Below are 18,406 nucleotides of genomic sequence, written 5' to 3' on the forward strand. Positions count from 1 at the left end.
CCGCCGCGTTCAATCCTGATGCGCCTCGAAGCCGAAGCCGAAATGCGCGTGGTAATGCGCGATCTGCCACTGTCCTGCTTCCTTGCGAAGTACGTAGGTCGTGAGCACGCTGTGAAAGTGCTGGATCTCGTCGGGCTTCGCCTTGAAGGCGATGTGGTACTGGCTGAGCTCGGCGATCCAGGCGGCGGAGCCCGATTGCTCGACGACGATCTGCAGCGGCTCGATGGTGAGAGCCTGGATCTCGCCGAACGTCTTCTTCCAGCTCGCGATGACGTTCTCCGGCCCGAAGAACGGCACCGGCGCGGTCGGCTGCAGCGCTGTGACGCTTTTCTCCGGCGAGAACAGCTCGAACATCGCCCCGAGATCGAGCGCCGAGAACGCGGTCGTGAAGCGCTCGTGCAGGTTCCAGACCGGGTCGTCCGGCCGGTCGATCGGCGGCGGCGCGACGATGATCGTCGAGGGGTCGTCGGTCATCGTCCGGAAGCCCGGAAAATGCCCGTGATAGTGCACCAGGCGCCATTCGCCGCTTTCGCGCCGGTAGACCTCCGTCGTGAACATCCGGTCCATCAGCACGAACTGGCCGGTCTGGGTCTGTACGGATTCGTAGCGCACGGCGCTGACCAGCCAGGCCACGTCGCCCTCGGCGTTCGTCCGCAGCAGCTTGGCGTCGATCTTGACGTTGCGGTTGTGCGCAAAGGTGCGCCGAAAGCTCTCTTGGACGTTGCCCCAGCCGACCGCAAGCGTCGCCGCGGCGGGAAACGCCGCCGAGATCTTGTCGTCGTCGCGCGCCCAGAGCTGGCTCATGCGCCAGAGGTCGCCGGCCTCGTAAGCATTCCAGAACGTCTCATGGGCGGCGAGCAGCCCGGCGTCGGGCTGGACCGCGGCCGCCTGCGGAGCTTCGGCGCGCGTGGGCGAGCCGGGCGCGCCTACGAAGGCGAGGCAGCCCAACAGGGCGGCCGCAAGACCAAGACGCATCAGAAGTCCCCACCACAAGGCGTCGTGATGGGGCGGCCCGGTGGCCGCCCCGCATGGCGTCGTCGCCGGTCCGAGAGAACGGCCCGGCTCAGGGCGCCGACGTCTCGTGGAGGATCTTCTTGAAGGACTCGTAGGCGTAGTCGTAGGCGGCCGTCGCCTCGTCATAGTCTTCGGGCCGCCAGCCGTTGCGCTTGACCTCATAGGCCTGCTGGAGCGCGCGGATCATCCATTCCACGCTCGCCTTCGAGCCGCGGATCGGCTTCTTGTCCACGAGGACGAAGGCCGGGTTGGTGTGGCTCGCGCCGAGGATGCGCAGCGCGACCCAACTGCTCTGCTCGATCGGAATGTTGAACTCGATCGGCCTGACCTGGCCGTCGGCGACGATCTGCTTGCTCGCCACCGGCTTGCCGTTGACCACGACCTCCAACAGCACGTTGCGGGTGTCGCCGATCCGGGCCCGCTCGATGTGCCACCAGGGGATGTTGCGCCAGCTCACGCCGGTGATCGGCAGGTCCGAGATGCGCTGCTTCTTGGGCTCCGGCAGCGTCTGATAGACCGTCGCCTGCGTCTCCATCGGATAGCTCGAGCCCAGCACCTCGATCATCTCCGGCTCGACCGGCAGAAGCGCCGCGACGTCGGCGGTGACCGTTACGGTCGAGGCGGCGGGAAGCTTGATCTCCGTGCCGACCTTCCGCGACGGCAGATTGCCGTTGACCTTGAAGTTCATCAGATGGCTGCGGCCGTCGGAGACGTAGGAGTCGCCGGCGTCGATGGCGTCCAGAATGCCCTGATAGGTCACCGCGGCCTGCGGGTTGGCGATCTTGGCGTAGGAGCGGCCGCGGCCGACATTCTCGCCGTTGATGCAGGGCCAGTCCGTCTCGCCCGCGATCTCCGCCCGGTAGCCGGCGTTGAGCGTGTGATACCAGATGTTCAGCTCGGAGATGAAGTTGGTGTTTCCGACGCCGAGCAGATCGGTCGCGCCATGGGCCACCGTCATGATGTATTCATTGGCGCCGATGCTGTCCATCGGCGGCGTTATGTAGTTCGGAAGATCGGCGGACTGCACGTCCAGGCCGAAGCCGGAATGGGTGTAGCTCGACAGGGCGCCCTGCGACTGCATCCATTTCAGCACCGGAAGCGTGTAGCTCGGCCAGTCCTCGATCTTCTTGGTGCCCGGATAGTCGATGTCGCGGATGCCATGGCCGGAGGTGTGGCCGCCGGCGCTGCTCGGGAACTGCGAGACCTCGAGATTGTGCGTGACGACGTTGTTGGGCGTCGAGATCGGGTCCGGCTGGCCGGTGAAGTACTTGGCCTTCTGATAGTACCAGTTCGGGCCCCAGATCAGGATGTCGGCGACGTCGAGATCCTCGCCGGTCGCGTAGCGCAACATGTCCTTCGGCTCGATGCCGTAGGTCGGATCGTTGTAGTGCAGGCAGCCGGCGGTGTGGACGTGCTTGTCCAGGCTTTCGTAGCCGAGCGCCCGCGGATTGATCCAGCGCTTGTACTGGAAGGTCTCTGTCGACGGAGCGTCCGCCTTGACCGTGATGGTCCGCGTATACTTCTCGTATTGCGGTCCGCGGCCGGTCTCGACCGTGTACTCCCCGGCGGGAAGCTCCACGGTCTCGCCGTCATAGCGATAGATCTGGTTCTGGAAGAACAGGTCCGGAACGTAGCGCTTGGAGCGGTAGGGATAGACCCGGCCGAGCTTGTCGCGGATCGTGAAGCGCGCTGCGGTGGGCTTGCCGTCCTCGTCGAGCACGTGCAGCGTCACCGGCACCGCCTTGCCGACGTTGAAGCTGAACTGCGCCTCGCCGCGCATGCCGGGGCTGCCGGGCGCGTAGGGCACGGAGCCGGTGCCGCTCGAGCGCAGCGTCCCGACATTGAAGGACATCGTCATCGACTTCAGGCCTTCGTCGCGGCTGTAGACCTGAAGGGTCGCGTATTCGAGCGGGAAGCCGGACAGCGTCTTCTGCATCGGCGCGCCCTGGAACAGGCTGACGGCGGCCCAGCGGTCCTTGGTCGGAACGAAGGACAGGTCGCCATGCTGCGGCCAGATCCCGGTCTGCTCAGGCTGCGGCGGCTGCTTGTACGGATAGCCGCCGCCCCACGTGCCCCAGGTCACGCCGGTGTGGAATACGTGCTCCAGCATGACGTCGGTGAACTGGTCGTCATAGACGCTGCGCTCGACTTCCATGCGGGTGAAGTCGTACGGCATCGCCGCCTGCGGACTGTCGACGTCGAGCGCGTCGGTCGCGCCGGCGCGGTTCGAGATCTTCACCAGAAAGGTGGTCCAGCCGTCCTTGGTGAGGCCCTCGGTCGAGCCGCTCATCGGCAGCACGGTGACCTTGCGCAACGGGTCGATGTCGACGCGCGCGACGGCGTAGCGGTCGAGGATCTGCTGGACGGCCGCGACCGCCTCGTCATCCGCAAGCTGGCCGGCCTTGTAGAGCGCGTCGCGGTCGGCGTCCGATATCGGCCGGCCGACGAAGGCCATTGCCTGGAGCAGGTGATCGACCTGAACCATGAGCGGCTGTTTCGAAATGCCGCTGACGATGGGCGACAACGCGCCGGCGGACTGGAAAGGCTGCGACCACGCCAGCTGCGACGCGGCCGGCGACAGCAGCAATGGCGCGGCCACGACGCAAGCGCCCGCCACGCGCGCCCCGAAGGCGCGCATCCCCGAAGACCCCCTGATCATTTCAACTCCTGCTCAAGGCCCTGAAACGCCGGCTCGCCCTCGCCCGCAACCTCCTCAAAGCAGAGTCCGTGCCACGGGCCCGCGGAGCGGCGGTCTCGCGCCCGCGCAAGGTCAGTGGAACGTTGAGGAGTGAAGAGGTTCCGGGGCTCGCCGGGCGGCGAAGATCTGCGGCGCCCTCCGCAGAGGCGATGCAGGCGTATAACAAGGCACTATTTGGAGAAGGTGCAAAATAACGCGGGTGCAATGCTCGGTTTAGCCGGCGAGCGGCGGCGCCTGTCGCGCGCCCGTGCTTTTTGCTCTCCGTCCGGGACGGGGGCGCGGGCGGGATCGATCGCGGCTCCTCGGCAGCGCCGATCTTCCGCCTCAGGGCGTCTCGGTCTCTTTCAGGATGCCGCCATAGATTTCGTAGGCATACTGGAACGCGGCGGCGGCCACCGGCGCATCCGCCGGGCTCCACTGGCGGCTCTCGGCGTCATAGGCCTGCAGCAGGGCGCGCTGGCTCCATTCGACGCTCGTGCGCGACGCGCGCACCGGCTTGTTGTCGACCAGCACGAAGACCGGGTTGGAGTGCCCGGCGCCCATCAGCCGCAGCGCGACCCAACTGCTGCGCTCGATCGGCGCCGCGAAGGTCATCGTGTGCAGCGAGCCGTCTGCAGGGACCGGCTTGCTCGCCGCCACGCGGCCGTTGACGACGATCTCGACGGTCACGGAGCGGGTGGCGCCATAGCGGGCGCGCTGGATGTCCCAGCCGGCGCTTGGGGCCGCCGCGGCGCCGGACGGCAGCTCCGCCGCAAGCGTCGCGCTGATCTCGACGACCCCCGGCCTGTCGAGCTTGACCTCTGCGCCGGAACGCCGGTCCGGGCTCTTGCCGTTCACCGTGAACGCGGTCAGCGCGCTGTGTCCGTCCGAGACGTAGAGGTTGCGCTCGTCGAACCGCCGGCGAACCGAGGGCGTCGAGGCCGCGGCGCCGAGCGACGCCGGACCGGGCGCGGCGGCCTCGACGCCCTCGGTCGCGTCGCAGCGCAGGCCGCCGACAATGGTGGCGCGCATGCCCGCGTTGAGGCTGTGATACCAGGGGTTGAGCTCCGCCACGAAGGAGCCGCGGCCGACGTCCAGCATGTCGAGGGCGTCATGCGCCACGCCGAGCGCGAAGGTGCCGGCGCCGGGGCTCATCGCATTGGCGGTGTTCGGCAGCCGGTCGACGCCCGCCTGCGCAGGGCCGGGTTCGGGCGTGAAGCCCGCAAGGCCCCCCTGGCTTCGGATCGAGGCCAGGAAGGGCAGGGCGTAGCCGTCCGCGCCGGGCTCGTCGGACGCCGGGATCAGGCTCGGATCACGTATGCCATAGCCGTCGATGACGCCGCCGAACGGCCCGCGCAGGGTGGCGCGCGAGACGATCTCGGCGCCTTGGCCCGGGGCGCGGTCGGCGAGCGAACAAAGCGCGAGGGCAGGGCGAGGCGGGCCCTTCGCGTCGTTCGCGGACGCGGCCGCGTCGGGCGGCGAAGGAGCCGCAGCAGGCGCGGCCGTCGCCGAGGCCAGGATCGCGGGCGGCGCTCCGGCCGCGACGGGCTGTGGGGTCGAGACGTTCGATAAGGCGGCGCCCTCCGGAGCCGCCGGGCCCCAGGAGACGCGGAACTGGCGGCCGCCGTCGAACGTCAGGGAGAGCAGCGCGCGCAGGTCGCCAAAGGCCGGCGCCGACCAGGGGCTGCCGAACACCGCCTGATAGCCGCCGGCGACGACGATGATCGCTGCCGCGGCCGCTTTCACCGCCGTGGCGAGCCGCCGGTAGAGGCGCGCTTTGGCGGCCCCGAGCATCGCTCAGCCGCGACCGGGCGCCTGCAGCAGAAGCTGCGCGCGCTTCCGCACCACCGACATGCACTTGTCGGCGAAGAAGCCGAGAATTCCGGGCAGCGTCACGTCGAGCTTCACCATCTCGGGCAACACTTCGATCTTGCCCAAGCAGCTCTGACCCATCGCGCTGACACGAAAGTTCAGGACGTTGTCTGTCCAAACATCCTCTTCGATCGAGAGCGGGATCGACATGTTCTTTGCCTTGACGATCCCGTCCTTTATTTGCTTGATGGCCTGATCCTGCCCCAGTTGATGACTGACGGTCATCGTGACTGGCTTAGACATTGCAACCTCCTGATCGGACATGGCCGATGAAGACTTTCGGCGCCCGACTGCTTGCGGCTTTCGCCGCGGTGTTGGCCTTGTGCGGAACAAGCCCCGGCGTCAGCGCGGCTGGCAGCGCCGCGGCGGGCGGGGCGCAGTTTCGCGCGAAGTGCGGCATCTGTCACAAGGCCGCTCCTAGCGCGAATTCCATCGGGCCGACGCTCTACGGGGTGTTCGGCCGAAAGGCCGGGACCGCGCCAGGATACCACTATTCGGACGCGATCGCCTCTGCGGGTTTCGTGTGGGACGAGGAGAGACTGGACGCCTTCCTGAAAGATCCCAGGGCTGCGGCGCCGGGAACCAAGATGTCGTTCCCGGGCCTTCCGGACGCCGGACAGCGCGCGGATCTGGTGGCCTTTCTGAAATCGCTCGGCCCTGGCCAGCCGTGACGGCGCTCACAGGCCGGCGCTTCGAAAGCGGGCGCGGGTGATGGCGTCCGCCGACAGAGCTTCGGCCTCGAGCCGCGCGAGCTTCCGCTCCAGCATGGCGAGTTCGTCCCCCATGAGGGCGGCTTGCGGGGCTCCGCCTGAAGGAAACGGCGGCTCCACCATCAGCGCCTCGTCGTCGCGCGTGAAGGCGAAGAGCAGCCGCCCGACGACATAGAGCGCGGCGTAGGCGAGCAGCGTCGTCGACGCGCTGAACACCAGGCCGATGAGAAAGGCGCCGCGGAAGATCAGCGGGTTGAGGCCGGTGATCTCCGACAGCGTCGCGCAGACCCCGAGCAGCCAGCCGCCGAGGCGTTTCGGGATGAGGGCGCGCGCCCGCCGTATCATCGCACGAGCTCCGACGCGGCTTGGCCGCGCTCGGCCAGCATGACGGCCTCCAGATTCTCGATCCGCATCGCGATATCGGCGGCGTTGCTGGTCAGGGCCTGCATCCGGTCCTCCTCGTCGGCCCGGGCGGCCGCGCCCTCCAGCCAGCGCACGAGCGCCGCCGCGACCGCCACCGTCGGCGTCACCACGAAGCACAGGAAGGCGAGCGTCGACAGCACGGCCAGTTCAGCTCTTGGCGTAGGAAAGCGCAGTCTGGCCGCCGAGCTTCTCCTTGATTTCTTGGAGCTCCGCGCTCGCCTGCGACTCGATCGCCAGCCGGTTCAACGCGGCGTTGACCTCTGAGGCGCGGCCGATGTCGTAGACCTCCACCCGGCCCTCGAGCTCGTCCAGAAGGCCCTCGACTTCGCCGAGCTGCGACATCGCGGCGTCGATCCGCTGGTCGTAGGTCTTGCGGCGCAGCCACAGCCGCGTGGTGGCGGAGCGCTGCAGAGTGCGCATGGCGCGCTCGCGCGCCTTGGCCTCCTGCAGCTTCATCTGCAGACCCTGCATGTCCTGGCTCTGGTGGGCGAGCGAGCGCAGGACGCTTTCGAGCTGCGCCTCGAGCGTCGCCAGCATCGAGACGTTGCGCGCCTTGGCCTGCAGCGCTTCGGTCGCAAGGTCGTCGCGGCCGCGCTGCACGGCGGTCTCGGCCTTGGACTGCCAGTCGGCGACGTCCGCGTTCAGCTTCGCGACGCGGCGCTCGAGCTCCTTCTTTTCCGTGATGCTGGTGATGGCCGAGGAGCGCGCCTTCACGAGCGTCTCCTCCATGTCCTGGATGAGCAGACGAAGGCGCTTCTGCGGATTGCTGGCCCAGGTCACGACCGAATTCACGTGTGACCGACCGACATGGATCGCCCGCGAGATGATTCCCATGCCAAGCTCCCTCGATGTCCCGGGGCGCGCCCGGACGGGCGGCCGCTGCACGCTGGAGCAGCAAATCGCATGCCATTGAGCCCGCTGGCGGATCCCGCCGTCGCAACTGCTTCTGAAACGCGCTGTGATGAACACGCGTCGCCGGGCGCTTGATGACCCATGGAGCCTATGCCATAGGCAACGCCTCCCCGCGGGCGCAGACTTCAGAGGTGGCGTAGATGACGGAAGTCCAGGGCCTGATGGCCGGCAAGCGCGGGCTCGTGATGGGCGTCGCCAACAACCGGTCGATCGCCTGGGGCATCGCCAAGGCCGCCGCCGCCGCCGGCGCGAAGCTGGCGTTCACCTATCAGGGCGAGGCGCTGAAGAAGCGGGTCGAGCCGCTCGCCGCCGAGCTCTCGGCGGACGTCGTCGGCCATTGCGACGTCACCGACCCCGCCACAATCGACGCCGTCTTCGAAAAGACCGGCGAGGTTCTGGGCGGGCTCGACTTCCTGGTTCACGCCATCGCGTTTTCGGACAAGGACCAGCTCGACGGCCGCTACATCGAGACGACGGCCGAGAACTTCCACAAGACGATGTTCATCTCCTGCTACTCGCTGACGGCTGTCGCACAGCGCGCCGAGAAGCTGATGGGGAATGGCGGCTCGATCCTGACGCTGACCTATTACGGCGCCGAGAAGTGGATGCCGCACTACAACGTCATGGGCGTCGCCAAGGCCGCGCTCGAGGCGAGCGTGCGCTACCTGGCGGCCGATCTCGGCCCGCAGGCGATCCGCGTCAACGCGATCTCCGCCGGCCCGATCAAGACGCTGGCGGCCTCCGGCATCGGCGACTTCCGCTACATCCTCCGGTGGAACGAGTACAACGCGCCGCTCCGCCGCACGGTCTCGATTGAGGAGGTCGGGGACTCCGCGCTTTACCTGCTCTCCGATCTCGGGCGCGGCGTGACCGGCGAGGTCCACCATGTCGACGCCGGCTATCACATCGTGGGCATGAAGAACCCGGAAGCGCCGGACATCTCCGTCGTCGGCTGACGCCTCGGCCGCGGTTCGTTCATCGCCGATTCAGCTGGCGGCGCTCAATCCTCCGTCTTCAACGTGTCGGCCCCGGACGTCGCGCATGCGCATCCTCTGGTATCTTCTGACTTGGCCCGGCCAGCTCGCCCGGCTGGCGTCGCTCGCCGGCGGATCGGGCACCTGGAGCGTGCTCGGCTCGCCGCTCGGCGTCGCGATGAGCACCAGCGCTTTCTACCTGATCGCCTATTTGCTGTTCTTCAGCCCCGGCCCCTAGGCGTCGCTGCGCGTCGCCCAAGTAGAAACCCTTAAGGGGCGCTGATCGATTGCATCCCTAGGTAGGCGCCGGCATGGTGGCGGCACGACGCCGCAGCCGGGAACGCCGCCATGCCCACAGTCACAGGCACGCTGAACGACGAAAGCCTCTCTGGCGGAGGCGCCGACGATGTGGTCGTGGGCGGCGGCGGAAACGACTTGCTCGCTGGAGGCGGCGGATCCGACTGGCTCTTCGGGGACTTCCTCACCGCGCTTCCCGTTGCGCGGGTCTCGACGAACGACGCTGGGGGCCAGGCCAACGGCGACTCTTACGATCCCGTCTTCTCGCCTGACGGGACGCGCGTCGTCTTCAACAGCTGGTCGACCGACCTGGACGGCGGCGCGGTAGGGCTCTTCATGAAGGACTTGGTCACCGGAGAGGTGACCCGGCTGGGCCCTCTCGCGGCCTCGGCAGAGAGAGGCTTTCTGGCGCTGAAGTTCTCGCCGGACTCAAACAGCGTGGTCTATGAAACGTCGGAGCACCAGATCGTCGTCCAGGACCTTGCGACGCTTCAGGTCAGCATCGTCTCTGCCAGCGCCGACGGCGAAGCCGCGAATTCAGGCGCGTTCGGTCCGGCGTTCTCGTCTGACGGCGAGCACGTGGCCTTCGTAAGCCGCGCCACTAATCTTTCCGAGAGTTCGACGGGCGAGCTCAGCATCTATATCAAGGATCTCGCGACCGGGGCGATCGAGCGCACGGCTATCATCCCGCCCTCGCCGGACTACGAGCAGACGCACGGCCCCTTCGTCGATCAGGCGACCTTCTCGCCAGACCTGAGCAAGGTCGCGCTCTACTCGCATTATTACGACAACTACTATGTTATTCAGGATCTCGAGACGGGAAATTCTATCGAGATCGGCCGCGCCGATACTGGCTGGTCCATAACGGAAGTCGCTTTCGCCCCCGACAGTCAATCCGTCGCATTCGCCGAGTATGGCGGCGTATTTCTGTATGATTTTGAGACGGGTTCCACGACTCCTCTGTCCACCCTTCATGGCGCGAGCCACTTGGTCTTCTCGCCAGACGGTCGATACGTTGCATTCGTCGCAGATGATCAAGATCCCGATTACGAAAACGAGAAAGGGGACATCTGGGTCGTCGACGTTAGCGACGGCAGCGGCCACGTGGTCGGCCGCGGAACCGCTCCGAGCTTCTCAGGCGACGGCTCGATGCTCGCCTATAGCAGCCCGACCCGACCGGTAAGCGGCGACACCAACAGCGCGAACGACATCTTCGTGGTGGCGCTCCCGCCTGCGGGGTCAGCCGGCGACGACACGCTCGACGGCGGGGCAGGGGCGGATGTCATGCAGGGCGGCGTCGGCTCCGACACCTACTACGTCGACGACGCCGGCGACCAGGTGATCGAGGCCAACGTCACGGGGCGCGACCGCATATTCAGCTCGGTGAGCTACGCTCTGACCGGCCAGTATGTCGAAGACCTGACGCTGACGGGCTCAGCCAACATCAACGCGCTCGGCAACACGCTGGACAATCTGCTGGTTGGCAATTCCGGCCACAACACGCTGGACGGTTCGAGCGGCGCGGACACGATGCGCGGCGGGCTCGGCGACGACATCTACGTCGTGCAGAACTCCGGGGATCGGGCGCTCGAGTCCAAGGGCCAAGGCTTCGACGAGGTGCGGAGCGCCGTGAGCTACACGCTCACCGGCCAATATATCGAGCAGCTGACGCTTACCGGGTCGCAGAACATTGATGCGCTGGGCAACACGCTGGACAACGTCCTCGTCGGCAATTCCGGCGACAACAGGCTGGACGGCTGGAGCGGCGCGGACACCATGCGGGGCGGTCTCGGCGACGACGTCTATATCGTGCAGAACACGGGCGACGTCGTCGCCGAAGCGAAGGGCCAGGGCTCCGACGAAGTCCAAAGCTCCGTAAGTTTTGCGCTCACGGGTCAGTACGTCGAGCGGCTGACGCTCACCGGCTCCAAGGACATCAATGCGCTGGGCAACACGCTGGACAACGTCCTCGTCGGCAATTCAGGCGACAACACTCTGGACGGCTGGAGCGGCGCGGACACCATGCGCGGCGGACTGGGCGACGACGTCTACGTCGTGCAGAACGCGGGCGACCAGACCATCGAGGCGAAGGGCGAGGGTTTTGACGAAGTCCGGAGCTCGGTGAGCTTTGCCCTGACGGGGCAATACATCGAGCAGCTGACGCTGACCGGATCGAAGGACATCAACGCTCTCGGCAACTCGCTCGACAACATCCTCGTCGGCAATGCGGGCGACAACACGCTGGATGGTTGGACGGGCGCGGACACGATGCGGGGCGGAGCCGGCGACGACGTCTATGTCGTGCAGAACGCCGGGGATCGCGCCGTCGAGTCGAGCGGCCAGGGCTTTGACGAGGTGCGCAGTTCGGTGAGCTACGCCCTCACCGGTCAGTACATCGAAAAGCTGACTCTGACCGGCTCGAAAGACATCGACGGTCTCGGCAACACGCTCAACAACACGCTCGTCGGCAATGACGGCGACAACGAGCTGAATGGCGGCCAAGGCGCCGACACCATCATCGGCGGTCTCGGCGCCGACGTGCTCACAGGCGGCAGCGGCGTAGATCACTTCGTGTTCTCGTCGCGGTTGGAGGCCGACCCCTTCGGCCCCGACCGGATCACCGATCTGTCGAACTCGGACGTGATCGACGTTTCGGCGATTGACGCCGACGTCACACGCTCCGGCAACAACGCGTTCACGTTGGTCGACGCGTTCAGCGGCCGCGCCGGACAGATCATGCTGAGCTACGACAGCGAAACCGCCCTCACGTCGATCTATTTCGACGTCAACGGCGACAGAAGCTCCGACATGCTGATCGTGGCGGCCGGCTCCCACGCCGCCTTCGATAATTTCATTCTCTAGCGCGGACTCGTTGGACCTTCGGCAGCCGCCAGCATACAATCTTCCGATCGTATGGATTGTTAGCAGGGATCGTCGCTCGTGGCGCCTTTGTGGAGGCCGCAGATTCATGGCGCGGCGGGACCGCTCTACGTCCAGATCGCCGACCAGATCGAGGCGGCTGTCGCGGCCGGCGAGTTGCGCGCAGGCGATCGCCTGCCGCCGCAGCGGGCGCTTGCGGATGAACTCGGCGTCGACCTGACGACCGTCACGCGCGCCTATGCGGAGGCGCGCCGGCGCAATCTGCTCGACGCCGTGACGGGGCGGGGCTCGTTCGTGGCCGCGCCTCGCAAGGCTGCGGGCCCGGCAATCGACCTCACCATGAACGTGCCGCCGTCGCCGCGTGGCGTCCGGCTTGCGGAGGAGATCGGGCGCGGGGTGCGCGACCTGCTGGCGCGCTCCGACGTCGACACGCTGATGTCCTATCATGCGGGGCCGGGCGCGCCCGGCGACCGCGCCTGCGCGGCGGCCTGGCTTCGCCAGACGCTAGGGGCGGTCGATCCCGAACGGATCTGCATCAGCCCGGGCGCGCAGCCGGCGCTCGCGGCGCTGCTGGCCATGCACGGGCGCGCCGATGGCGTCGTGCTGACCGAGCCGCTGACTTATCCGGGTCTGTTGTCGGCCGCCGGCCATCTCCGGCTGCGGACGGCGGCCGTGGCGGCCGATCAGGACGGCATGCGGCCCGACGCGCTCGCGGCGGCCGCGAGCGAGAGCGGCGGGCGGCTCGTCTACCTCAACCCGACGATCTGCAATCCCACCGCCGCCACGATGCCGGAGGCGCGGCGACGCGAGATCGTCGCGGTCGCCGCGCGCGCGCGGTTGACGATCATCGAGGACGATCCTTACGCGCCGCTCGCGGGCGACGCGCCCCCGGCCTTCGCGGCCCTGGCGCCTTCGCTTACTTGGCATGTAGCGACTGTGTCCAAGTGTCTGGCGCCGGGCTTTCGAACCGCCTTCGTGGTCGCGCCGGGCGGCGCGGAGGCCGGCAGCGTCGCCCGCGCTCTGCGGGCGCTGACCCTGATGCCGGCGCCGCTGATGGTGTCGCTGTTGAGCTTCTGGATACGGGACGGCGTCGCAGCCGACGTGCTGGCGGGCGTGCGGGCCGAAGCGGCCGCGCGCCAGACGTTGGCGCAGGACATCCTGCCAGCCGAAGCGAGGGCGCACCCGAGCGGGCTGCATGTCTGGCTGCCGCTGCCGAGCCGATGGAACCGGCACGGCCTGATCGAGAGCGCGCGCGCCCAAGGCCTCGGCGTCACGCCGTCGGACGCGTTCGCGGCCGGCGCGGACGCGCCCGAGGCGGTGCGCATTTCGCTTGGCGGGGTGCCGGAGCGGGCGCGCCTAGCAGGCGCGCTGCGGACGCTCGCGGCGGTGGTGGCCGACGCCGAAGGCGCCGCTCACGAGGTCGTCTGAGACTTGATGTCGAGCCAGACCGAGGCGGTCTCCGCCTCGTCCTTGCGCACCAGCCGGCCTTCGCCTGCCTTGTGGTGATACTGGCTCGCCACCAGCCAGCCCTTCAGCGGGCGCAGCGGCGGGATGCAGGTCAGCAGCAGCAGCGGCAGGGTGGTGAACAGGTGGACCCAATAGGGGGCCGTGTAGGCCGCCTCGAGCCAGACCGCGAAGAAGGCCGAGGGCAGGCACGCGAAGGTGATCGCGAAAAACGCCGGCCCGTCCGCCGGATCCGCATAGGAATAGTCAAGGCCGCAGGCCTCGCAGTTCGGGCGCAGCTTCAGGAAGCCTTGGAACATGTGGCCCTCGCCGCAGCGCGGGCAGCGCCCGCGGATGCCGACGGCATACGGGGCGAGGTTCGGATGGTCAGCGGACATGGGGTCGTGCCTCCCGGCCGCTCGTCTGGCGGGCGGCTCCTTGTACGGGAGAGATGTAGGGATCGGAGCATACAATGTCAATATTGTATGCTGAGGCGGCTAGCCACGAGAGAAAACGGCGACCGCTTCGACATGCGCCGAATGGCGAAACTGATCGACCGGGGTGACGAGGTCCAGCCGATAGCCGCCGGCGACCAGGATCGCCGCGTCGCGCGCGAGCGTCGCGGCGCTGCACGAGACCGCGACGACCCGCGCCACCTTGGCGCCGGCCAGCGTCCGGGCCTGGAGCTCCGCGCCGGCGCGGGGCGGGTCGAACACCACCGCGTCGAACCGCGCGAGCTCGGCTGAGGTCAGCGGCCGGCGGAACAGGTCGCGCGGCTCGGCCGAGATCCGCTTGAGCCCGGGCGCCATGCGGGCGGCGGCGGACAGCGCCTCGACCGCCGCCGCTTCGGAATCCGCGGCGAACACTTCCGCGCGCTCGGCGAGCCGCAGCGCGAACGGCCCTATGCCGCAGAACAGATCTGCGACGCGCTTGGCGCCGTCGACGCCTTCCAGCACGAGGCGCGCAAGCTCTTCCTCGCCCTTGGCGGTCGCCTGCAGGAAGCCGCCCGGCGGCGGCGTCACCTGCGCCCGGCCGATCGCGAGCACGGGGCGGCGCCGCTCCACGACGACGTCGCCATGGATCGAGAGGCGGGCGAGGTCGAGCCGCCCGGCAAGCTCGACGAGCCTGAGCCGCAGGGGCTCAGGCGGCGGCCCGCCGCCCCTGATGTCGACGTCGAGCCCGGCCGCGGTGGCGCTCGCCACGATGTCGAGCGGCTTGCGGCGGGAGCTCAGCGCCGCCGCGAGCGCGCGCGCCGCCGGCAGCGCGCCGGCGAGTTCCGGCGCGAGCAGCGGGCAGGCGGCGACCGGCACGATCGCGTGGCTGCGGGCTTCCGCGAAGCCGACCGCAATCCGGCCGTCCGCGCCGGCGCGGGCATGGAAGGTCACGCGCCGCCGGCCGGCGCCATGAGCGTCGAGGCAAGGCGCGATCCTGGCTTCGGCGTCGAGGCCGGCGCGGCGGAACGTCTCGACCAGCAGCGCGCGCTTCCAGGCGAGCGCCGTGGGCTGCGCCAGCTGCTGGGTGGCGCAGCCGCCGCAGGCGCCGACCTCGGGGCAATAGGGCGCGACCCGCTCGGGGGCGCTCTCGACCACGCGGACGAGCCGAGACCGTTCGCCCGACAGGTCCGCCTCCACGAGCTCTCCGGGGAGCGCCAGCGGGACGTGGATGGGGCCCCCTGGCCCCTGCGCCACGCCGTCGCCTCGCTGGCCGAGGCGTTCAATGCGCAAGAGCTCGGTCACGCCCGGCGCGCCGCGAGCAGGAATTCGCGATTGCCGTCGCCGCCCGTGATCGGCGAGGGAACGATGCCGAGGGGCGTGAAGGCGAGCTCGACCACGAGCGCGACCGCGGCGTCCGTGACGCGCGCATGCACCTCCGGGTCCTTCACCACGCCGCCTTTGCCGATGTCCCGGCGGCCGGCCTCGAACTGCGGCTTCACCAGCGCGATCAAGGCGGCCGCGGGCGCCGCCAGGGCAAGGGCTGCGGGCAGCACGACGGAGAGCGGCGCGAAACTCACGTCGACCGTGACGATTTCCGGCGGCGCCGGCAACGCGCTCGCGGCGAGCGTGCGGACGTCGGTGCCCTCGAGGCTCAGCAGGCGCGGCTCGGCGCGCAGCCGAGGGTGCAGCTGGTCGCGCCCGACATCGACCGCCGTGACATGCGCCGCGCCGCGGGCCAGCAGGACTTCGCTGAAGCCGCCGGTCGAGGATCCGACGTCGAGCGCGTGGGCGCCGGCGACCTCGATTCCGAAATGGTCGAGCGCGAAGGCGAGCTTCACGCCGCCGCGGGAGACGTAAGGGTGGGCGGGCGCGGCTTCGATCTCGGCGCCAGCGGGCAGCGGATCGGAGGCGCGCTGCACCTTCGCCCCATCGGCGCGCACAAGGCCGGCGGCGATGGCGGCCTGCGCCTTGGCGCGGCTTTCGAACAAGCCGCGCTCGACGAGCAGAAGGTCCGCGCGGCGGCGGGGAGAGGAAGACATGAGGCGGATGCGGCCGTTGGGTAAGGTGAGCCGCTGTCTAGCACGCCAGAAACGAAAACGGGGGCGCAGAGCGCCCCCGTTCCGTCAGATCAGATCTGTCGATCGTCTCAGTACTTGGTGACGATCGGAGCCGGCGCAGCCGGGGTCCACAGCGGGATGATCACGCGGGTCCAGAGACGGGTCTCTTTGCCGCCGAGGTTCCGCTGCCACACGTCGCGGGTCAGGTAGGCCTGCATGATGACCGGGCCGAAGTTGTAGCCGACGAGCGGGCCGAGGGCGAACTGCTTCTGCTTCGGACGGCCGCCCGGGGTGTCGTATTCGGTCGAGCCGAACGCGGCGAGGCCGAGTTCCCACTTGCCGAAGGTCTTGGTGGCGGTCAGGTCGAGGTTGAAGCCGTTAGCGGTCTTGCCGCCGTAGTTGTTCGAGGTGCCGAACGTGATGCCCCAGAGCAGGTTGGCGGTCAGGTTCCAGCCATTGCCGGTGTAGCTCGCCGCAAAGTCCTGACGCCAGGTGGTGGCGTGGACGCGGATGTCCTTGTCGCCGGCGTTGAAGTAGAAGCCGGACAGGTAGCTGACGCCGAAGCCGTTGCCGAGGTCCCAAGCGAGGGCGGCGGCGGCGAACGGGTTGTAGAGGCCGTAGTTGTCGACATTGGTGCCGCGAACGTCGACGTGGGCGTTCGGCAGCGCGGCCAGCAGCTGGAAGTTGCCGCCGAGGATGGTCCACGGGGTCGACCAGGCGATGACCGGGATGTCGACCAGCAGCTTAGTGTCGGGGTTCGTGTTGCGAACGCCCCAGCTCAGCGTGTTGACGAAGTACACGCCTTCCGGAAGCGGCGCGCCGCGCGCCAGGCCGACCGTCTCACCGGTCTGCGCAGTCGCGGGGAAGGCGTTCGCCTCCATCGACGAGGCGCCGAGCATCATCGCGCCCACCGCCGCAATTTTCATCACAGTTTTCAGCATGTTGCCTTTCCTCCGATCGGCGCCCTGCCGGGACGCCGCCTCTCCGAGCACGAAATCGTTTTCGCCTACCGGTTCGGTTTCTTCCGTCCCCGAAGTCGAAATCTGTCGGAAACAGAACCGATGGCTCAACAAGCGCCCCCGACTCGGCGCCGCTGCTTGGAGAGGACATTTTTTGGGCGGGTTTCGCCACCGGAATCGCCGGGTGTCGCCCTAGTTCCGCAACCACTGTCGCCGAAATGTCGCAGCGGATCTTGGGTAAATTATTGGTAAATTCACATTCGCGAGACGGGGAAACGGCGCCCGCCGATTGTGCAAATTATAAGGACTTCAAAGAGTTGAATGGTTGCAGGATCCGCCCGCGATAGCCGGTTGCGCTACTTCAGCGTGTTTTGAGCGACTATAAGCCCCGGCAAACCACCCGATCCGCCGACCGCCAGGTCAGGCGTCGCCGCCTTATCCCAGCGGTACCCGAGAACCCCGCCTCGCCGAAATCCCGTCACCGTATTGCCCACGATGGTGGCGGGACCGACGCCTTCCACAACCGACACGCTGATTCCCACGTCGCAGCCCCGGACGACATTTCCGGAAATTGTGACGTCGCGCAGATAGGGACCCCAGCCGGCGTTGATTCCGGCCGTCGGGGCGTTCTCGACGACGTTGCCGGTGACGGCGACGTCCGCCTCGACGCCGATGCCAAGCCCGTAGCTCTCGCCCGGCCCGTCGAGTTTCTTCCGGCGGAAGAGATTGCGGACGACGTTGCCGACGACCGTGCCGAGTCGGCCGCCTTCGTTGAAATTGGCGACGCAGATGCCGTTGCCGGCGCCGTCCACGAGGTTCGAGGAGATCACCGCGCCGGAGAAGCCGTATTCGGCGAAGATGCAGGTCTCGCCGCTGTCCAGGCAGAGATTGTCGGTGATCATGACGTCATCGGCTGCGTGCGCCCGCACGGCCGAGAAGGCGGAGCGGCGGATGGCGTTGCCGGAGATCATCACGCCGCCGGCCTTCGAGACGTTGATCGCGTTGCCGTTCCAGCCGAGCCCGCCGTCGAGCGCGCCGGTGTCCTCGATGCGGTTCCGGCTGATCACGGAACTCTCGTCGGCCTTGTCGTTCCGGCGCAGCAGCACGCCGTTGTTGCGGCAGCCGAGAATGACGCTGTCCGTGAGCGACAGGCCCTTGCCGTCGATCGAGAACAGCGCCGCCTGCCGTGCGCCTTCGAACCGGCAGTCCCGAACTGTCCCGCCCGAGCGCAGCAGCATCACGCTGTTGGCCCCGGCGTCGAGCACCGTGACGTCGTCGATGGCGAGCGCGGCGACGTCGGCGAACTCCAGCACGCCGGTCTCCGCGGCCCCCGGAATCGCGCCGCCGTCGAAGGTGAGCCCCCGCAGCGCGAGGCGTTTTGCTCCCTTGGCCTTCAGGACGGGCCCGGAGCCGGAGAGCTCCAGACGGGTGGCGTGCGGCGCGCCGACCAGCATGACGCCGTCCGGAAGCGTGACGTTGGAGACCCGGTAGACGCCCGGCCCGAGCGCGAGCGGGCGGCCTTCGCGCGCGGCGCGCTCGAGGGCGCGGGTGAGGGCGCGGCTCTGGTCGGCGTCGCCGGGTCGGACGCCGAGCGCTTCGGCGTCAAGCGCGCCCGGGAGCGCCTCCGCCCAGGCGGGCGCCGCGGCGAGCGCCGCAAAGGCGGCAGAGGTCGCCATGAAACGTCTGCGCGAGATCGCGAGATCGGCTGGCGCCGCGCGGGCCACTGGTCGTCTCCGGGAAGCACTGCGCCCCGC

Annotated in this window: 17 protein-coding genes; 5 read left to right on the forward strand and 12 right to left on the reverse strand. The window is 68.4% G+C overall.

All coding sequences use genetic code 11. The annotated features are described in order from the left end of the window. Window positions 1-9: 9 nt before the first annotated feature. From VM780_RS04660 to VM780_RS04675, 4 genes are all read right to left on the reverse strand, one after another. Window positions 10-975: a nuclear transport factor 2 family protein gene (locus VM780_RS04660; RefSeq protein ID WP_325445625.1), complete on the reverse strand. Its 966-nt coding sequence runs from the start codon at window positions 973-975 to the stop codon at window positions 10-12. Between the two features lie 88 nt (window positions 976-1,063). Continuing rightward, entirely contained in the window at window positions 1,064-3,673 is a 2,610-nt protein-coding gene (locus tag VM780_RS04665; protein ID WP_325445626.1) for a CehA/McbA family metallohydrolase, read from the reverse strand. 363 nt (window positions 3,674-4,036) lie between these two features. Next, complete coding sequence (locus VM780_RS04670) at window positions 4,037-5,485, reverse strand: CehA/McbA family metallohydrolase (protein WP_325445627.1); 1,449 nt, start codon at window positions 5,483-5,485, stop codon at window positions 4,037-4,039. 3 nt (window positions 5,486-5,488) lie between these two features. Beyond that, window positions 5,489-5,827 (reverse strand): polyhydroxyalkanoic acid system family protein, encoded by a 339-nt coding sequence (locus VM780_RS04675; RefSeq protein WP_325445628.1) that lies wholly within the window; start codon window positions 5,825-5,827, stop codon window positions 5,489-5,491. Between the two features lie 5 nt (window positions 5,828-5,832). Between VM780_RS04675 and VM780_RS04680 the strand changes: the two genes are divergently transcribed. Then, on the forward strand, window positions 5,833-6,234 hold the full coding sequence (locus VM780_RS04680; protein WP_325445630.1) for a c-type cytochrome: 402 nt from the start codon (window positions 5,833-5,835) through the stop codon (window positions 6,232-6,234). Between the two features lie 6 nt (window positions 6,235-6,240). On the opposite strand, the gene VM780_RS04685 is transcribed toward VM780_RS04680, so the two are convergent. Genes VM780_RS04685 through VM780_RS04695 form a run of 3 tightly spaced genes read right to left on the reverse strand, consistent with a single transcriptional unit; the run spans window position 6,241 to window position 7,530 of the window. Next, window positions 6,241-6,618: a PspC domain-containing protein gene (locus VM780_RS04685; protein WP_325445631.1), complete on the reverse strand. Its 378-nt coding sequence runs from the start codon at window positions 6,616-6,618 to the stop codon at window positions 6,241-6,243. Beyond that, window positions 6,615-6,836 (reverse strand): hypothetical protein, encoded by a 222-nt coding sequence (locus tag VM780_RS04690; protein WP_325445633.1) that lies wholly within the window; start codon window positions 6,834-6,836, stop codon window positions 6,615-6,617. The genes VM780_RS04685 and VM780_RS04690 overlap by 4 nt, the downstream gene beginning before the upstream one ends. 7 nt (window positions 6,837-6,843) lie before the next feature. Further along, on the reverse strand, window positions 6,844-7,530 hold the full coding sequence (locus VM780_RS04695; protein WP_325445634.1) for a PspA/IM30 family protein: 687 nt from the start codon (window positions 7,528-7,530) through the stop codon (window positions 6,844-6,846). A 218-nt stretch (window positions 7,531-7,748) separates the two neighbouring features. On the opposite strand from VM780_RS04695, the gene fabI reads away from it, so the two are divergent. The 4 genes from fabI (at window position 7,749) to VM780_RS04715 (ending at window position 13,187) form a co-directional block, all read left to right on the forward strand. Beyond that, window positions 7,749-8,564, forward strand: coding sequence for an enoyl-ACP reductase FabI (fabI, locus tag VM780_RS04700; RefSeq protein ID WP_325445636.1), 816 nt, complete (start codon window positions 7,749-7,751; stop codon window positions 8,562-8,564). Window positions 8,565-8,649: 85 nt separating this feature from the next. Continuing rightward, window positions 8,650-8,820 (forward strand): hypothetical protein, encoded by a 171-nt coding sequence (locus tag VM780_RS04705; protein ID WP_325445638.1) that lies wholly within the window; start codon window positions 8,650-8,652, stop codon window positions 8,818-8,820. Window positions 8,821-8,930: 110 nt separating this feature from the next. Then, window positions 8,931-11,741 (forward strand): M10 family metallopeptidase C-terminal domain-containing protein, encoded by a 2,811-nt coding sequence (locus VM780_RS04710; RefSeq protein WP_325445639.1) that lies wholly within the window; start codon window positions 8,931-8,933, stop codon window positions 11,739-11,741. Between the two features lie 78 nt (window positions 11,742-11,819). After that, window positions 11,820-13,187 (forward strand): PLP-dependent aminotransferase family protein, encoded by a 1,368-nt coding sequence (locus VM780_RS04715; RefSeq protein ID WP_325445641.1) that lies wholly within the window; start codon window positions 11,820-11,822, stop codon window positions 13,185-13,187. Here the strand turns inward: VM780_RS04715 and VM780_RS04720 are convergent. From VM780_RS04720 to VM780_RS04740, 5 genes are all read right to left on the reverse strand, one after another. Then, complete coding sequence (locus VM780_RS04720) at window positions 13,172-13,600, reverse strand: DUF983 domain-containing protein (RefSeq protein ID WP_325445643.1); 429 nt, start codon at window positions 13,598-13,600, stop codon at window positions 13,172-13,174. The genes VM780_RS04715 and VM780_RS04720 overlap by 16 nt on opposite strands. A gap of 99 nt (window positions 13,601-13,699) precedes the next feature. Next, window positions 13,700-14,938 (reverse strand): RNA methyltransferase, encoded by a 1,239-nt coding sequence (locus VM780_RS04725; RefSeq protein ID WP_325445645.1) that lies wholly within the window; start codon window positions 14,936-14,938, stop codon window positions 13,700-13,702. After that, entirely contained in the window at window positions 14,935-15,675 is a 741-nt protein-coding gene (locus VM780_RS04730; protein WP_325445647.1) for a TlyA family RNA methyltransferase, read from the reverse strand. The genes VM780_RS04725 and VM780_RS04730 overlap by 4 nt, the downstream gene beginning before the upstream one ends. Before the next feature lie 107 nt (window positions 15,676-15,782). Beyond that, window positions 15,783-16,634 (reverse strand): transporter, encoded by an 852-nt coding sequence (locus tag VM780_RS04735; protein ID WP_325445649.1) that lies wholly within the window; start codon window positions 16,632-16,634, stop codon window positions 15,783-15,785. Between the two features lie 374 nt (window positions 16,635-17,008). After that, the gene (locus tag VM780_RS04740; protein ID WP_325445651.1) at window positions 17,009-18,376 is read right to left on the reverse strand and encodes a TIGR03808 family TAT-translocated repetitive protein; all 1,368 of its coding nucleotides are present in this window, start codon (window positions 18,374-18,376) and stop codon (window positions 17,009-17,011) included. Between the last annotated feature and the right edge of the window lie 30 nt (window positions 18,377-18,406).

The organism is Hansschlegelia sp., assembly GCF_035538955.1.
Classification (GTDB): domain Bacteria; phylum Pseudomonadota; class Alphaproteobacteria; order Rhizobiales; family Methylopilaceae; genus Methylopila.

Excerpts from the sequence above, each read along its gene's own strand:
- VM780_RS04660 (WP_325445625.1), bottom strand. The coding sequence starts at position 975 with ATGCGTCTTGGTCTTGCGGCCGCCCTGTTGGGCTGCCTCGCCTTCGTA.
- VM780_RS04665 (WP_325445626.1), bottom strand. The coding sequence starts at position 3,673 with ATGATCAGGGGGTCTTCGGGGATGCGCGCCTTCGGGGCGCGCGTGGCG.
- VM780_RS04670 (WP_325445627.1), bottom strand. The coding sequence starts at position 5,485 with ATGCTCGGGGCCGCCAAAGCGCGCCTCTACCGGCGGCTCGCCACGGCG.
- VM780_RS04675 (WP_325445628.1), bottom strand. The coding sequence starts at position 5,827 with ATGTCCGATCAGGAGGTTGCAATGTCTAAGCCAGTCACGATGACCGTC.
- VM780_RS04680 (WP_325445630.1), top strand. The coding sequence starts at position 5,833 with ATGAAGACTTTCGGCGCCCGACTGCTTGCGGCTTTCGCCGCGGTGTTG.
- VM780_RS04685 (WP_325445631.1), bottom strand. The coding sequence starts at position 6,618 with ATGATACGGCGGGCGCGCGCCCTCATCCCGAAACGCCTCGGCGGCTGG.
- VM780_RS04695 (WP_325445634.1), bottom strand. The coding sequence starts at position 7,530 with ATGGGAATCATCTCGCGGGCGATCCATGTCGGTCGGTCACACGTGAAT.
- fabI (WP_325445636.1), top strand. The coding sequence starts at position 7,749 with ATGACGGAAGTCCAGGGCCTGATGGCCGGCAAGCGCGGGCTCGTGATG.
- VM780_RS04705 (WP_325445638.1), top strand. The coding sequence starts at position 8,650 with ATGCGCATCCTCTGGTATCTTCTGACTTGGCCCGGCCAGCTCGCCCGG.
- VM780_RS04710 (WP_325445639.1), top strand. The coding sequence starts at position 8,931 with ATGCCCACAGTCACAGGCACGCTGAACGACGAAAGCCTCTCTGGCGGA.
- VM780_RS04720 (WP_325445643.1), bottom strand. The coding sequence starts at position 13,600 with ATGTCCGCTGACCATCCGAACCTCGCCCCGTATGCCGTCGGCATCCGC.
- VM780_RS04730 (WP_325445647.1), bottom strand. The coding sequence starts at position 15,675 with ATGTCTTCCTCTCCCCGCCGCCGCGCGGACCTTCTGCTCGTCGAGCGC.
- VM780_RS04735 (WP_325445649.1), bottom strand. The coding sequence starts at position 16,634 with ATGCTGAAAACTGTGATGAAAATTGCGGCGGTGGGCGCGATGATGCTC.